Origin of the sequence: Vibrio sp. Hep-1b-8 (assembly GCF_006124995.1) — a bacterium.
GTDB lineage: Bacteria > Pseudomonadota > Gammaproteobacteria > Enterobacterales > Vibrionaceae > Vibrio.
Genome location: NZ_QEWN01000087.1, coordinates 25,009 through 41,034 on the forward strand (window position 1 = coordinate 25,009; position 16,026 = coordinate 41,034).

Below are 16,026 nucleotides of genomic sequence, written 5' to 3' on the forward strand. Positions count from 1 at the left end.
GGCAGCAGCACTACTAACGCTACTGCCTGTATTCCTTACTTCTCTATTTCGTTGCGCTGGTAATCGCCAGCTGCTTTAACGAAACCTGCAAATAGTGGGTGACCATCGCGAGGTGTAGAAGTGAACTCTGGGTGGAACTGAGCCGCTACAAACCATGGGTGAGCTGGGTTCTCAATAACCTCAACCAGTTTCTTGTCCGCAGACAGACCAGATACTTTCAGACCTGCTTTTTCAATTTGTGGACGAAGGTTGTTGTTCACTTCGTAACGGTGACGGTGACGTTCGTGGATCGTCGCGCTACCGTAGAGTTCACGAGCTTTAGTCCCTTTCTCCAGGTGACACAGCTGTGAACCAAGACGCATAGTACCACCTAGGTCAGACTTCTCAGTACGTTCTTCAACGTTACCTTCGCCGTCAACCCACTCAGTGATTAGACCTACTACTGGGTACTTAGTTTCTTTGTTGAATTCTGTTGAGTGTGCGCCTTCCATACCCGCAACGTTACGTGCGTATTCGATAAGTGCCACTTGCATACCTAGACAGATGCCAAGGTAAGGTACTTTGTTTTCACGTGCGTATTTCGCAGCAAGAATCTTACCTTCTACACCACGATCACCGAAGCCACCAGGAACAAGGATAGCATCTAAACCATGTAGAGCTTCTTCACCTTTGGTTTCTACGTCTTGTGAATCAACGTACTTAATTTTCACGCTCAGACGGTTCTTAAGACCTGCGTGCTTAAGTGCTTCGTTTACTGACTTGTATGCATCCGGAAGTTCGATGTACTTACCAACCATACCAATAGTCACTTCAGCCGTTGGGTTCGCCTCTTCATAGATAACCTGTTCCCATTCAGAAAGGTCAGCTTCAGGTGCAGAAATACCGAAACGAGCACAAACAAGATCGTCTAGACCTTGAGACTTGATTAGTTGAGGGATCTTGTAGATGGAATCTACGTCCTTCATAGAGATAACTGCTTTCTCTGGAACGTTACAGAAAAGAGCAATCTTCTTACGTTCGTTCGCTGGGATCATACGATCTGAACGACAAACAAGAATATCTGGCTGGATACCGATAGACAGTAGCTCTTTTACAGAGTGCTGAGTCGGTTTAGTTTTCACTTCGCCCGCTGCTGCTAGGTAAGGAACAAGAGTTAGGTGCATGAACATTGCGCGCTCACGGCCTAGTTCTACCGCTAGCTGACGAATAGCTTCCATAAATGGTAGTGATTCGATATCACCAACCGTACCACCCACTTCAACGATAGCAACATCATGTCCTTCAGAACCAGCGATTACGCGGTCTTTGATAGCGTTAGTGATGTGAGGGATTACCTGAATCGTTGCACCTAGGTAGTCGCCACGACGCTCTTTACGTAGTACGTCAGCGTAAACACGACCTGCTGTGAAGTTGTTGCGCTTGGTCATTTTAGTGCGGATGAAACGCTCGTAGTGACCAAGGTCAAGGTCAGTTTCAGCGCCATCTTCAGTGACGAACACCTCACCGTGCTGAGTCGGGCTCATTGTGCCTGGATCAACGTTGATGTAAGGGTCAAGCTTCATCATAGTCACTTTAAGACCACGAGCTTCTAAAATAGCCGCAAGAGATGCTGCTGCAATACCTTTACCTAGAGAGGATACAACCCCGCCAGTAACAAAAATGTAATTTGTCGTCATGTTTAACCTGAAATTGGTTGAATGAGGGAAAATGGATTTCTTCTGGACGGGATATAAATATACCAGAAGCCCTTTTCCGCTACAACGTGAAATCTATCACACTGCAATTTTTTATTTTTTGCTTCAAATCAAATTCGAGTAACGGTTTATTCTCCGCTGACCTCTCGTAATTTAACCTCATCCCAAAAGGCATCAAGCTGTTCAAGATTAAAATCAGTCAGTTGCTTGCCTTGCTCTGTTACCAAACCCTCGACACCTTTAAAACGTCGCATGAATTTAAGATTGGCTTTACTCAAGGCTACTTCTGGGTCTTTACCTAAATGACGCGCCAGATTAACCGTCGCAAACAGCAAGTCCCCCAACTCTAACTCAATCTTTTCATCATTAGGCTCAACCTGTAGCGCTTCGTCGATAACCTCTTCAATTTCTTCATGAACCTTGCCTACAACAGGGCCAATTGAGTCCCAGTCAAAACCGAATTTCGCGCATTTCTTCTGTATTTTTGTAGCACGCGAAAGCGCCGGTAGAGAAACTGGTATTGAGTCTAGAATACTTTGCTCACTTTTGCCTACTTGCGCTTTCTCTTTGGCTTTTTCAGCCTCCCAGTTGGCATTAATTTGCTCTTCATTCTCAAATTCGATATCCGAAAACACGTGTGGATGGCGACGTGTGAGCTTCTCATTGACCGTATCAACGACCTGCGAAAAGTCGAACAAGCCCTGCTCTTTAGCCAACTGGCTATAGAAAATAACCTGAAATAACAAGTCACCCAACTCTTCTTTGAGATTTGGCCAATCACGGTTTTGAATCGCATCAACCACTTCATATGTCTCTTCGATGGTGTGAGGGACTATGGTGTCGAAGCTCTGTTTCAGATCCCATGGACAACCCTTTTCAGGATCACGCAGCGTTGCCATTATCTGTTCTAACTGTTCAATTGGGTGACTCATCTTTAATCTCTTCCTTTAAACAAAAAGGCGAGTAGCCAAAACCACTCACCTTGATTATATGTTGCTCAGTTCTCTAAATAAGTGCAGCTAACGCTGTTAGGGATCCAAATACGACAAACTATTTTTACTAAGTAGTTGGCTCTCCGAACAAGGCAGCAAACTTATGAGGCTCCTGAGCATAGCTCGTCTATGTGATGGAGCGAGTAAGTGCAGCTAACGCTGTTAGAGAGCCAAATACGACGTAAAAATTAGCCTAGGCGTTTTACCGACATGACATCTTTTATTTGTTCTACTCGCTTAGACACACGAGACAAGATTTCCACATTGGTCACTTCCAGATCAAAGTCCATGATCGACATTTGAGTACGGTAGTCGACACGGCTCTTCACACTGGTCACTTTGATTTTCTCGTTAGCGAACAGGGTTGTGATGTCTTTGAGCAGGCCACCACGTTCCATTGCTTCTACTCGCACTGTCAGAATGTATGAGCCGATAAAACCACTGCCCCAGACTGTATCAATGATTCGCTCTGGCGCATGAAGACGTAGCTCTTCCAGTTGCTCACAGTCGTTGCGGTGTACGGAGATACCACGCCCTTGGGTAATGTAACCTGCGATTTCATCCCCAGGGATTGGCTGACAGCAACGCGCGAGATGAGTCATCAGGTTATCAACCCCTTCAACGACAACGGCATCTTTCTTTGGTCGGCTCTGAGCCGGAGCTCGGCTTTCTGCTTCTTGCAGTTTTTCGAGGGCTTGCTTATCTTCCTCTTCTGCCGTCGGCTTATTCACCAAGGCGTTGATGTGGTTAATGATCTGGTTGATACGCAAATCACCACTACCGACACCAACGTAGAGCTCGTCAGCACTGTTAACGTTAAAACGTTTCAGCGCATACTGCTCTGCATCTTTTAGTGTCGCACCAATTTTGTTCAGCTCGGTTTCAAGGATCTCTCGACCGGCTTCCAGGTTCTTCTCGCGGCTCTGTTTGCGGAACCAAGCATTAATCTTAGCGCGAGCACGACCTGAAGTGACGAAGCCCATTGAAGGGTTTAGCCAGTCGCGTGATGGATTCGGCTCTTTGGATGTGATGATTTCGACCTGATCACCCATCGCCAGCTTGTGAGTGAACGGTACGATACGTCCCGCGACTTTCGCACCGATACAGCGATGTCCGACTTCTGAGTGAATATGGTAAGCGAAGTCCAAAGGCGTCGCGCCCATAGGTAAGTCGACGACATCACCATGTGGTGTAAAGGCATAAACGCGATCATCAAACACCTGGCTGCGCAGTTCATCAAGCATCTCGCCTGAATCTGACATTTCTTCTTGCCAATCCAGCAGCTTACGAAGCCAAGTAATCTTCTCGTCGTAACCGCTACGGCCACCGCCACCTTCTTTGTATTTCCAGTGTGCGGCCACGCCTAACTCAGAGTCTTCGTGCATATCTTTAGTACGAATCTGAATTTCTATCGTCTTACCTTCAGGGCCAAGTATCACGGTATGGATCGATTGGTATCCATTCGGTTTCGGGTTCGCGACGTAGTCGTCAAACTCGCTTGGGAGATGCTTGTATTTGGTATGGACAGCACCTAACGCGGCATAACAATCTTGAAGCTTATCAGCAATGATACGTACCGCTCGCACGTCAAATAGCTCATCAAATGCGAGACCTTTTTTCTGCATTTTTCGCCAAATACTGTAGATATGCTTAGGACGACCACTGACCTCTGCATTGATCGACGAGGCCTTCATCTCTGCCATCAGGTCATCGACAAAGTCTTGGATATATTTTTCACGCACGATACGGCGTTCAGAAAGTTGCTTAGCTATCTGTTTGTAGGTTTCTGGTTGCTGATAACGGAACGCGTAGTCTTCCATTTCCCATTTCAACTGACCAATGCCAAGTCGGTTAGCCAAAGGCGCATAGATATTGGCACACTCTTTTGCTGCCGCTTGACGAACTTCTTCTGGCGCCTTTTTAACTTCGACTAGGTTAGCAATTCGTTCTGCAAGCTTGATAACCACACAACGGAAATCATCGACCATCGCGAGTAACATGCGACGAACATTGTCCACTTGCGTTGAGGCAGCACCGCCTTCCATTGTGACGTTTAATTGACCAAGCGCGGCCATCTCTTCAACGCCATCAATCAGCTTGATGGTCTCTTTACCAAAATCTTCTTCAAATTGCTGTCTATCGTAAGCCCCACTGGTCACCAGCGGAAATAGCAATGCAGCGACTAACGTCGCTTTGTCCATCGACAAAGTAATCAAGATCTCGATCATTTCCCGACCACGCCACAAAAGCAGTGGGCCTTGATCGTTCCCCTCTAAGATTTCTTCGCCACGACGGTAAACTTCTTTTAAGCGCTTAGCAATTTTAGGGGCTTGCCCTAAGCTAGCAATCCACTTATCTAGCTCAAACTGTTCGTCTTGATTTAAATGTGCGCTTCTTACCGCAACCATTATCTTCGTCCTGTTATATTTTTTATCTTCGATATCCTCAGCATTGAGACTACCAGCCGCTGAGGAAGTTCGTTTAATCCTTTACAAAGAGTGCCATCGACTCTAAATGGCTGGTATGCGGAAACATGTCAAGCATACCCAATTTTTGTAATCTGTAGCCCTGACTTAGCAAGCTTTGCGAATCTCTGGCTAGGGTAGCAGGATTGCAAGAAACATAAACTACTCGACTTGCACCCAACGCAGAGATTTGCTCAATAATACCACTAGCCCCCGCTCTGGCCGGGTCGAGCAGTATTTTATCAAATTTTTCAGCGGCCCAGAGCTGACCAGAAACGTCTTGTTCCAAATTCGCCTGATAAAATGACGCATTGTCTATTTGGTTAAACTGGGCATTGGATGCGGCTTTTTCAACCATAACGTCAACACCTTCAACCCCAACGACACTCATCACCTGCTTAGCGATAGGTAAACTGAAATTACCCAGACCGCAGAACAGATCCAACACTCTATCTTGAGCCGTCAATTCTAGCCAAGTGATAGCTTGCTGCACCATAGCTTGATTGACCTTCTGGTTTACCTGAATAAAGTTATTCGGCTCAAATGGAATCGTCACTCCCGCTTCTCGATAGTGTGCCGACTCACCAACAACTCGATTTAGCTGATCACTCTCTGGCATGAGGTAAAGCGCCGCTCCCTGCTGCTGTGCAAAATCTTCAAGCGCCTGCTGATCTTGTGCTTTTAGAGGCTTTAAGTGGCGCAACACAATCACCTTGGTGTTGTCGCCTTTTACCAATTCTAAATGACCGATGTTCTCTTGATTGGAGAAACCTCGTAGCAGTGAATACAGCGGAGCAAGCAAAGCATCCAGTTCTGTATCCAACACAGGACAGTGGGTCACGTTGACAATATCCTGACTGTTCTTTTTTCTGAAACCAAATTCAAGCTGACGTGTTTTTTTGTTTAGCTTGATACTCACTCGAGCACGACGGCGATAACTCTGAGAGTCCCCTAAAATTGGCGCGTCCAATTCAATACTTTGCCCAGCAAACTTACTCATTAACTGACTCAACGTCTGTTGCTTATACTCTTGCTGCGCTGCACTCGATAGGTGCTGCATATTACAGCCCCCACACTCATGATAATGTGCACAGAAAGGTTCAATACGTTGCTGGCTGGGTTGCTGAATTTTGATGAGTTTGGCTCGTGCAAACTTACTCTTACTTTCTGTCAGCTGCGCCAACACTTGCTCACCGGGCAGAGCACCTTCAATAAAGATAGGTTTGTTATTTTGATAAGCCATGCCTGCGCCGTGATGATCGAGTTTTTCAATGGTTAGCGATTGATGCTTAGTATTGAGTTGAGTTTTCTTCTTCGGTTGGAAAAAACGCGCCATGCTGTGTGCCTATTTCTATGGTCTAACGACCTTGTGCTCGAATTGCTTAAAATACCCGTAAGACAAACCTCATCTAGAGGTTATTTAGGTATACGTCCCAAGCTTTTACGCCTGAATCATTGTCTGAGCCGACTGAGTTGATTATGCTTAAGGACTCGACGACTTCGATTAATTTTGGAAGTCATTTTCCCATATCCACACCACGATGTTTAGATAATAATGACAAGATATGGCTTGCGCGCCCGCGTTATTACACTCACGTTAGCACCTACGCTGATTATCGGCCTGCTTTTGAGCGCATTTTTCTCTTTCAATCGCTATCACGATCTTGAAAAGCAAGTGATCAATTCAGGTTTAAGTATTATCGAACCATTAGCGATCGCGAGTGAAGAGGGGTTAAAAAATAATAGCCGCGAGTCAGTGCGCCGAATCATTAGTTATGCACATCGAAAAAATTCTAAGTTTGTTCGAAGCATTGCAGTATTCGATTACAATCATGACCTCTTTGTTACCTCAAACTTTCACCCCAATTTCGAGCTGCTTACTTTTCCTCGCACGGAACCGATTCCACTATTAGTCAGTTCTGATTTAACAGACAACACCTTGGTACTTAGAGCGCCTGTGATCGCTGAATCAGGCCTCATGGCGACAATGAAAGATCAGGGAAATAACCCCGCTCTGGGTTATGTCGCGATTGAACTCGATTTATCCTCACTTCGTTTGCAGCAGTATCAGGAAATATTTTCGGCTTGCTTAGTACTCTTGATCGGGTTAGGTCTATCCGCCGTCTTCGCTTACCGATTGATGTATGACGTGACACGCCCTATCTCCCATATGAAAAACATGGTCGACCGAATTCGTCGCGGTCATCTTGATGTCCGTATCGAAGGTAAGATGCATGGCGAGTTAGACTCTCTGAAAAATGGTATCAACTCGATGGCGGTGTCACTGTCGGAATATCACGTAGAAATGCAACACAGCATTGACCAAGCAACCTCCGATTTACGAGAAACGCTTGAACAGCTAGAAATTCAAAACGTCGAGCTCGACATCGCCAAAAAACGCGCTCAAGAAGCCGCTCGGGTCAAATCCGAGTTTTTGGCCAACATGTCCCACGAACTGCGTACCCCTCTTAATGGTGTCATCGGCTTTACTCGACAAATGCTCAAGACAACTCTAACCAATAGCCAAGCCGACTACTTACAAACGATAGAAAAGTCGGCAAACAACTTACTCAATATCATCAATGACATTTTAGATTTTTCTAAATTGGAAGCGGGTAAACTGGCACTGGAGAACATCCCGTTTGATTTCCAAGGCTCGCTGGAAGAAGTGGTCAATCTACAGGCCACCAGCGCCCATGAGAAAGGGCTCGAATTAACATTAAAGATCGATCCTAAAATTCCAGCTGGGTTGGTGGGGGATCCTCTGCGTATTCAACAGGTTCTGACTAACTTAGTCGGTAACTCGATCAAGTTTACAGAACGTGGCAACATCGATATCAGTGTTGAGATGCGCTCTCAAAAAGATGACTTTGTCGAATTGCAATTTATGGTACGAGATACTGGTATCGGTATTTCAGAGCGTCAGCAATCGCAACTATTCCAAGCGTTCAGCCAAGCTGATGCCAGTATCTCCAGACGTTATGGCGGTACAGGTCTAGGCTTGGTTATTACGCAAAAACTGGTTAGCCAGATGGGCGGTGAAATCAGTCTTACCAGTCGCCTCCACCAAGGATCTACCTTCTGGTTTACTTTACGTCTATCGTCAACCGATATGCCAGTCAGTGAGTTGCTAGAAACTCAAGTACTACGTCAACGCTCATTGCTACTGGTTGAGCCAAACATGCAAGCAGCATCTGTCATTCAGCAGACACTGGTTCAAGAAGGCTTAGTCGTGACTTATCGCTCCTCATTACCAGAGGAAGTGGAGAAATATGACTACGTTCTACTCAACCTATCGCCGAGCGGCGATAACGAAGTGGCGACAGTACAGAGCTGGGTGGAACAAGCGATGCGCTGTGCTCCACACGTCGTCGTTGGTACACCTAGTACCAGCCTCGCGCTATCAGATCACCTGATCCAGAAGTATCATATTCACTGTATCACCAAGCCACTCTCTAGACGCAAATTGCTTCAGACTCTGGCGGCGAATCAAGAAAGCGAGCCGTTGCTGGAAAGTGTTACAGAGAATAGAAAAACGCTGCCACTGACCGTCATGGCTGTCGACGACAACCCTGCCAACTTGAAGCTCATCAGTGCCCTTCTGCAAGAGCGTGTTGACCAAGTCATTACCTGTACCAATGGTATCGATGCCGTCAAACAAGCAGAAGCTCAGCATTTCGATATTATCCTGATGGACATTCAAATGCCGCATATGGATGGGGTGACCGCGTGTAAGAAGATTAAACAAACAGAGTTGAATGCCAACACGCCAGTGATCGCAGTTACTGCTCACGCTATGAGTGGCGAACGTGATCGACTATTGAAAGCAGGCATGGATGACTACCTAACCAAACCGATCGAAGAACATGTGCTTCAACAGGTTCTAATGCACTGGAATCCGCATACCAACCAAGAAGAGCTCGAAAAACTCGATATCAGCACTTCAGCTGTGATTGAGGAAGTGGTTGAACAAGCTGCTCCAGAGCACAGCAATATGATCATCGATTGGCAAGCGGCACTTAAACAGTCTGCGAATAAAGAAGATCTCGCACGCGACATGCTACAGATGCTTGTCGACTATGTGCCTGAAGTGAGTGCGATTGTTGAGGGCGCCCTTGAAGATGATCACTTTGACACTAAACAGTTGATTCATCATGTGCACAAACTGCATGGCAGTAGCTCTTATTGTGGCGTACCACGACTCAAGAATATCTGTGCAACGATTGAGAAGGAGCTTCGTTCAGGCTCAAGTATCGAGGACATTGAGCCTGAGTTATTTGAATTGCAGGATGAAATGGAAAAAGTAGTGGCGAGTGCTCAGCCCTACTTAGGCAGCTAGCTTTCTAATATCACTGTCGCCACGGCATAGTGGCGCTCATCGGAGATGGACAGGTGGATATGCTCCACCTGTTTTTTTTGTGCCATTTCTAAAGCTTTGCCACTTAATGTCAGCACTGGTTTACCTAACGCATCGTTGGTAATTTCAAAGTCTTGAAAGCTAACCCCCAACGCGATGCCAGTTCCTAGCGCCTTTGAAGCTGCTTCTTTAGCCGCAAAACGCTTAGCTAAAAAACGTCCTTGCTGCTTCAGTCCTGTAAACTTTGCGAGTTCATTGACGGTGAGAATGCGTTTAGCAAAGGGCTCACCGCTACGGGTGAGCGCCTTCTCTACTCGTTCTATTTCAGAAATATCCGTCCCTAAGCCAACAATTGCCATAACTTAACGACGCGCTGCAACCATTAGCGCTTTCATATCAGCAACGGCTTTGTGAAGACCATCAAACACCGCACGACCAATAATTGAATGGCCAATGTTAAGCTCATAAATTTCAGGGATAGCAGCAATCGGTGCGACGTTGTGGTAAGTCAGGCCATGTCCAGCATTCACTGCAATACCAAGATCGTTCGCGTAGCTTGCGCCAGCAGCGATTTTTTTCAGCTCATCTTGCTGATCTTCTTCACTCTCTGCATCAGCGTAGTGACCAGTATGAAGCTCAATGAATGGCGCTCCACATGCTTTTGCTGCATCGATCTGTTCACGGTCTGCATCGATAAATAGCGATACCTTAATACCCGCTTCAGTCAGTTTTTGTGTCGCGTTTTTAACTTTCTCTAGCTGACCAACAACATCTAGACCGCCTTCAGTGGTCAATTCTTCACGTTTTTCAGGTACCAGACACACGTATTCAGGCTTAGTTTTTAGCGCGATCTCTACCATTTCGTCAGTCACAGCCATCTCTAGGTTCATACGCGTTTGAAGCGTTTCACGTAGGATACGTACATCACGATCATTGATATGACGACGGTCTTCACGTAGGTGGATGGTAATACCATCAGCGCCAGCTCGCTCCGCGACTTCCGCAGCATGTACAGGATCTGGATACTTTGTACCTCGCGCGTTACGCAAAGTCGCAATATGATCGATATTAACACCTAGATAGATTGAGCTCATTTTCCAATACTCCGTGCTTAATACCCAGCCCATCAATCGTCTATCAATTAATGTTCTTGGTATAGGGAACCTTTGCTCTGGATAAAAACAGTTCCCGGCTTTTTAATGGTTTGCCGCCAAGATACGGCTTTAAGGCTATGCGTGTAAAGCGTTTTGCCGCTTTAAGTTGTTCTTTTGTGGTGAATCTACGCTCACTAATCGCGATAAGCTCACTGCCGTAAAACGTTAGGTTATCTTTGCGTACCGAAGCGATGAAACCTTTCTGCTCTCGGTAACGGTAAGTCATTGCCGGTTCAACGGGTTCACCCGTACCCGCGCAGTGCATAAAATCGACGCCATAGCCCATTGCTGACAACATAGCGAGTTCAAATCGTCTCAGGGCCGGCTCTGGATTTTCACACTGCGCCAATTCCGTCAGGGCATGTAAATAATCGTGAAACAGCGCAGGCATTGGAACTTCCGCCATCAAAATTCGACCGACAAGCTCATTGACATACATAGCCGAATAAAGGGAGATCCCCGACAGTGGTAATCCGAGACTAATTGGCTCAGCCTGACGTAACGTTTTCATCGAACCATTGCCTGACCACTTGAGCAATAAAGGCGTAAATGGCTGCAAAGCCCCTTTCAGGTTAGAACGTTTACTACGTGCACCTTTAGACATCAAGGTAATACGGCCATATTCCTCACTAAAGACATCAAGGATTAAGCTTGATTCGCTGTAAGGGCGACGGTGTAAAACAAAGCAACGCTGTAAGCCATCAGAAGACATAGAATCTGCCAGATTAGTGTTACATAAAAAAGAAGGAGCCAGTGGCTCCTTATTTCGTATTCTACGGAGCGAAGCTCAAGCCTCGCACTCGTTAAAGGTCATCGATGTAGCCGAGTGAACGAAGAGCGCGCTCATCATCCGCCCAGCCAGATTTCACCTTAACCCAAGTTTCAAGGTAAACCTTGCGACCAAATAACTCTTCCATATCCAGACGCGCTTCACGGCCGATCGTTTTGATCTTTTCGCCGCCTTTACCAATTACCATTTTCTTCTGGCCGCTGCGTTCAACCAAAATCAAAGCGTTAATGTGGAATCCGTCTGTTTCTGGGTTGTAGTCAAAGCGTTCAATTTCAACGGTAACAGAGTAAGGAAGCTCTTCACCCGTAAAACGCATCAACTTTTCGCGAACAATCTCTGACGCCATAAAGCGTTGAGAACGGTCAGTGACATACTCTTCAGGAAAGTGGTGTGTCGCCTTCGGCAAGTGCTCACGAACATGTTTACGCAACACATCAATGTTTTTGCCATGCTTCGCCGAGATAGGCACCACATCAACAAAGTCCATGCGCTTAGACATTTCCATCATATGCAGCATGACGTCATTGCGGTCTTGTACATTGTCAACTTTGTTGACACACAGTACCACTGGGAAGTTAGACTTTTGCAGTTTGGTCAACACCATTTCATCGTCACTAGTCCAGTGCGTGCCATCAACCAAGAAAAAGACTAGGTTAACATCACTGAGTGAAGAGTTAGCTGCACGGTTCATCAAACGGTTAATCGCACGCTTCTCTTCAATATGCAGACCCGGAGTATCGACATAAATAGCTTGGTAGTCGCCTTCGGTATCAACGCCCATAATACGGTGCCGAGTCGTCTGAGGTTTACGTGAAGTAATCGAAATCTTCTGACCTAGGATACGGTTAAGAAGTGTTGATTTACCCACGTTTGGACGACCTACAATCGCCACAAAGCCACAGTGTTGATTGTCTGGCGAACTTGTCTGTTCATTGCTCGATGAGAAAAACGCATCGATATCAAATTCGTTGTTGTCTGTTGAATCAGTCATTGGTCAGTTGCTCTAGTGCTAATTCAGCAGCCGCTTGTTCTGCCTTGCGGCGGCTGGTGCCTTTACCAATAACAGGTTGTCCAATACCTGCTACATCACACGAAACCGTAAACTCTTGGTTATGTGCTTCACCTTTAATATTAGTCACTGTGTAAGCAGGTAGAGGTTTTCTTCGACCCTGAAGAAACTCTTGTAGGCGAGTTTTAGGATCTTTTTGTGAAACCCCTGGCTTAATCGCATCAAGACGAGTTTTGTACCAACTCAATATGATGCCACGCACGACTTCGATATCACTATCTAAGTAGATACCACCAATGATCGCTTCTACAGCGTCAGCAAGGATTGAATCACGACGAAAGCCGCCGCTCTTTAATTCACCTGGACCTAATTTTAAGTGATCTCCTAGTTCGAATTCACGACCTAGCTCCGCGAGTGTATTGCCACGCACTAAGGTGGCACGCATGCGGCTCATGTCCCCTTCATTCACTTTTGGGAAACGATGGTAAAGATCATCAGCAATGACAAAACTTAAAATTGAATCGCCCAGAAACTCAAGACGCTCATTGTGTTTTCCATTAGCACTGCGATGTGTCAGTGCTAAGCTGATTAGCTCGGCATCATTAAATTGATAGCCGAGCTTTTTCTCTAGTTTTGCAATAGGAGAATTCATGCTCTCTCATTCATAATTTAGTTAATACCACCGATGCGGTTAAACCTAACACCAGTTGGAATCCAAGAAGGTAAGACACTATCTGCATCGCGTTCGAATTCGAAGCTAATCCAAATAGCAACAGCTTTACCCACTAGGTTGGCTTCTGGGACAAAGCCCCAGTAGCGGCTATCAGCACTGTTGTCACGGTTATCCCCCATCACAAAGTACTGACCTTCTGGAACCACCCACTCACTCACACCGTTGCGAGGTTGATACAATTCAACTCGGTCACGACGCAGTGGGTTAACCAAAATCTGATGACCCACTTCACCCAACTTTTCATCCAATTGAATCAATGGGATGCCATTTTGAATGAACTGGCTCTCTTCTACATTAGACAGTTTGACTGGCTGACAACTGGTCTCACCTGAAGACTGAATGCAGATTTCTTTCTTGCTGTTGTAGCGAACCGTATCTCCCGGAAGGCCTACAACACGCTTGATGTAATCGATATTTGGCTGAGGTGGGTACTTAAATACTACAATGTCACCACGCTCAGGCTTGCCTGTTTCGACTAACTGAGTGCGCCATACTGGATCTTTCAGACCATAGGCGTATTTTTCAACCAGGATAAAATCGCCCACCAGCAGGGTTGGCATCATCGAGCCTGATGGAATTTGAAAAGGTTCATAGATAAATGAGCGCAATACAAGGACAGCAGCAATAACTGGAAAAATAGAGACGCTATTCTCTACCCACCAAGGCTGAGTCTGCACTTTTGCTAGAACGGCTGCATCCAAACCATTGGTTTGAGCTTCAACTTCAGCCAGTTTTTCTTGACGCTTTTTAGCAAAAACGAGCTTTTCCAGAACCCAGACAACGCCCGTTACTAAAGTAACGATCACTAGGATGAGTGAAAATGTATTCGCCATTGACTTCCCTTATCTCAAAAATACGAAAGTGAAAGAGCAGAACTCTTCCACTTACCAATTAAATTTGTTTCTAGTAATCCCATCAATAGTTGTTGCTACAGCCAGACTGAAAGCAACAACGCTGTGGTGCCAAATATGGCAGGGATTAGTCTTTACCTACGTGCAGAATTGCAAGGAATGCTTCTTGAGGCAGTTCAACGTTACCGATCTGCTTCATACGTTTCTTACCTTCTTTCTGCTTCTTCAGTAGCTTCTTCTTACGGCTCACGTCACCGCCGTAACATTTCGCGATTACGTTCTTACGCAACTGTTTAACCGTTGAACGAGCGATAATGTGGTTACCGATAGCAGCCTGAATCGCGATATCAAACATCTGACGAGGGATGAACTCTTTCATCTTCTCAACTAGCTGACGACCACGAGTCTGAGATTGATCTTTGTGAGTGATCATTGCCAAGGCATCAACAGTGTCACCGTTCAGAAGTACATCAACACGTACCATGTTAGACGCTTCAAAACGCTGGAAGTTGTAATCAAGTGATGCATAACCACGAGACGTTGATTTCAGACGGTCAAAGAAATCAAGTACCACTTCTGCCATTGGAATATCGTAAGTCACCGCAACCTGGTTACCGTGGTAAACCATATCTACCTGAACGCCACGCTTCTCAACACACAGAGTAATAACGTTACCCAGGTACTCAGAAGGAACAAGAATGTTACAGCGAGCGATAGGCTCACGGATCTCTTCGATATCGTTCACTGCAGGTAGCTTAGCCGGGCTATCTACATACAGAAGGTTACCGTTGGTCTCTTCAACTTCGTAAACTACGGTTGGAGCTGTGGTAATCAGGTCAAGGTCGTATTCACGCTCCAGACGCTCCTGAATGATCTCCATGTGTAGCATGCCTAGGAAGCCACAACGGAAACCAAAGCCAAGAGCAGCAGAGTTCTCTGGTTCATAGAACAGAGAGGCGTCATTTAGACTTAACTTGCCTAGTGCATCACGGAAGTTTTCATAATCATCAGATGATACAGGGAATAGACCGGCATAAACCTGAGGTTTTACTTTCTTAAAGCCCGGTAGCGGTGCATCACAACCATGTTTAGCCAGTGTGAGCGTATCACCTACCGGAGCACCTAGAATATCTTTGATGCCACAAACCACCCAGCCCACTTCACCCGTACTTAGTGAATTTGTATCGACCTGTTTCGGTGTGAAGATACCTAGACGATCAACTCCCCACACTTGGCCTGTACTCATTACCTTAATTTTTTCGTTTTTCTTCAACTGGCCATTCTTAATACGAACCAAAGAAACAACACCAAGGTAGTTGTCAAACCAAGAGTCAATGATTAGAGCTTGAAGTGGCCCATCTGGATCACCTTCTGGTGCAGGAATCGCAGAGACAATGTTTTCAAGCACATCATCCACACCAAGGCCTGTTTTTGCACTACAACGCGTCGCTTCCATCGCATCAATGCCTACGATTTCTTCGATCTCTTCAGCAACACGCTCAGGATCGGCAGCAGGAAGGTCGATCTTGTTTAAGATTGGCACAACCTCAAGATCCATCTCGATCGCCGTATAACAGTTAGCAAGAGTTTGAGCTTCTACCCCCTGACCCGCATCAACAACCAGTAGCGCACCTTCACAAGCGGCTAAAGAACGGGATACTTCGTAGGCGAAGTCAACGTGTCCCGGAGTATCGATGAAGTTCAACTGATACGTTTCACCATCTTTAGCGGTGTAGTTTAGCGTCACACTCTGTGATTTGATGGTGATACCACGCTCACGCTCTAGATCCATGGAGTCCAGAACCTGTGCGGCCATTTCACGGTCGCTTAAACCACCACATACTTGGATTAAACGGTCTGATAGGGTCGACTTACCATGGTCGATGTGGGCGATAATCGAAAAGTTACGAATGTGCTTCATGATTTGGGGTGACTAAACTCTTATAAATGGGGACAAGAAAGCCGTCTTGTGACGGCATTT

At 46.0% G+C, this 16,026-nt stretch carries 12 protein-coding genes; 1 reads left to right on the top strand and 11 read right to left on the bottom strand.

What is annotated here, in order from left to right; genetic code table 11:
• Positions 1-35: 35 nt before the first annotated feature.
• The 4 genes from DA100_RS09050 to rlmD form a co-directional block, all read right to left on the bottom strand.
• Positions 36-1,676 (bottom strand): CTP synthase, encoded by a 1,641-nt coding sequence (locus DA100_RS09050; RefSeq protein ID WP_138971838.1) that lies wholly within the window; start codon positions 1,674-1,676, stop codon positions 36-38.
• A gap of 146 nt (positions 1,677-1,822) precedes the next feature.
• Positions 1,823-2,626, bottom strand: coding sequence for a nucleoside triphosphate pyrophosphohydrolase (mazG, locus tag DA100_RS09055; protein ID WP_138971839.1), 804 nt, complete (start codon positions 2,624-2,626; stop codon positions 1,823-1,825).
• 248 nt (positions 2,627-2,874) lie between these two features.
• On the bottom strand, positions 2,875-5,094 hold the full coding sequence (gene relA / locus DA100_RS09060; protein ID WP_138971840.1) for a GTP diphosphokinase: 2,220 nt from the start codon (positions 5,092-5,094) through the stop codon (positions 2,875-2,877).
• A 73-nt stretch (positions 5,095-5,167) separates the two neighbouring features.
• On the bottom strand, positions 5,168-6,487 hold the full coding sequence (rlmD, locus tag DA100_RS09065; protein ID WP_138971841.1) for a 23S rRNA (uracil(1939)-C(5))-methyltransferase RlmD: 1,320 nt from the start codon (positions 6,485-6,487) through the stop codon (positions 5,168-5,170).
• Positions 6,488-6,706: 219 nt separating this feature from the next.
• On the opposite strand from rlmD, the gene barA reads away from it, so the two are divergent.
• Positions 6,707-9,490 carry a two-component sensor histidine kinase BarA gene (barA, locus tag DA100_RS09070; RefSeq protein WP_138971842.1) on the top strand — a complete coding sequence of 928 codons (2,784 nt, stop codon included), beginning with the start codon at positions 6,707-6,709 and terminating at the stop codon, positions 9,488-9,490.
• Here the strand turns inward: barA and acpS are convergent.
• From acpS to lepA, 7 genes are all read right to left on the bottom strand, one after another.
• Positions 9,487-9,867: a holo-ACP synthase gene (acpS, locus tag DA100_RS09075; protein ID WP_138971843.1), complete on the bottom strand. Its 381-nt coding sequence runs from the start codon at positions 9,865-9,867 to the stop codon at positions 9,487-9,489. The genes barA and acpS overlap by 4 nt on opposite strands.
• A 3-nt stretch (positions 9,868-9,870) precedes the next feature.
• Positions 9,871-10,602, bottom strand: a complete 732-nt coding sequence (pdxJ, locus tag DA100_RS09080; protein ID WP_138971844.1) for a pyridoxine 5'-phosphate synthase — start codon at positions 10,600-10,602, stop codon at positions 9,871-9,873.
• 43 nt (positions 10,603-10,645) lie between these two features.
• A complete protein-coding gene (gene recO, locus DA100_RS09085) occupies positions 10,646-11,374 on the bottom strand; it encodes a DNA repair protein RecO (RefSeq protein ID WP_138971845.1) in 729 nt (242 codons plus the stop codon).
• A gap of 91 nt (positions 11,375-11,465) precedes the next feature.
• A complete protein-coding gene (gene era / locus DA100_RS09090; RefSeq protein ID WP_138971846.1) occupies positions 11,466-12,443 on the bottom strand; it encodes a GTPase Era in 978 nt (325 codons plus the stop codon).
• A complete protein-coding gene (gene rnc, locus DA100_RS09095; RefSeq protein WP_138971847.1) occupies positions 12,436-13,113 on the bottom strand; it encodes a ribonuclease III in 678 nt (225 codons plus the stop codon). The genes era and rnc overlap by 8 nt, the downstream gene beginning before the upstream one ends.
• 17 nt (positions 13,114-13,130) lie before the next feature.
• Positions 13,131-14,027: a signal peptidase I gene (gene lepB / locus DA100_RS09100; RefSeq protein WP_138971848.1), complete on the bottom strand. Its 897-nt coding sequence runs from the start codon at positions 14,025-14,027 to the stop codon at positions 13,131-13,133.
• A gap of 145 nt (positions 14,028-14,172) precedes the next feature.
• Entirely contained in the window at positions 14,173-15,966 is a 1,794-nt protein-coding gene (gene lepA, locus DA100_RS09105) for a translation elongation factor 4 (protein ID WP_138971849.1), read from the bottom strand.
• Positions 15,967-16,026: the final 60 nt, after the last annotated feature.

Bases quoted from the DNA above. Each gene is read 5' to 3' on its own strand.
- acpS (WP_138971843.1), bottom strand. From the start codon at position 9,867: ATGGCAATTGTTGGCTTAGGGACGGATATTTCTGAAATAGAACGAGTA.
- rnc (WP_138971847.1), bottom strand. From the start codon at position 13,113: ATGAATTCTCCTATTGCAAAACTAGAGAAAAAGCTCGGCTATCAATTT.
- pdxJ (WP_138971844.1), bottom strand. From the start codon at position 10,602: ATGAGCTCAATCTATCTAGGTGTTAATATCGATCATATTGCGACTTTG.
- lepA (WP_138971849.1), bottom strand. From the start codon at position 15,966: ATGAAGCACATTCGTAACTTTTCGATTATCGCCCACATCGACCATGGT.
- rlmD (WP_138971841.1), bottom strand. From the start codon at position 6,487: ATGGCGCGTTTTTTCCAACCGAAGAAGAAAACTCAACTCAATACTAAG.
- lepB (WP_138971848.1), bottom strand. From the start codon at position 14,027: ATGGCGAATACATTTTCACTCATCCTAGTGATCGTTACTTTAGTAACG.
- barA (WP_138971842.1), top strand. From the start codon at position 6,707: ATGACAAGATATGGCTTGCGCGCCCGCGTTATTACACTCACGTTAGCA.
- recO (WP_138971845.1), bottom strand. From the start codon at position 11,374: ATGTCTTCTGATGGCTTACAGCGTTGCTTTGTTTTACACCGTCGCCCT.
- relA (WP_138971840.1), bottom strand. From the start codon at position 5,094: ATGGTTGCGGTAAGAAGCGCACATTTAAATCAAGACGAACAGTTTGAG.
- era (WP_138971846.1), bottom strand. From the start codon at position 12,443: ATGACTGATTCAACAGACAACAACGAATTTGATATCGATGCGTTTTTC.
- DA100_RS09050 (WP_138971838.1), bottom strand. From the start codon at position 1,676: ATGACGACAAATTACATTTTTGTTACTGGCGGGGTTGTATCCTCTCTA.
- mazG (WP_138971839.1), bottom strand. From the start codon at position 2,626: ATGAGTCACCCAATTGAACAGTTAGAACAGATAATGGCAACGCTGCGT.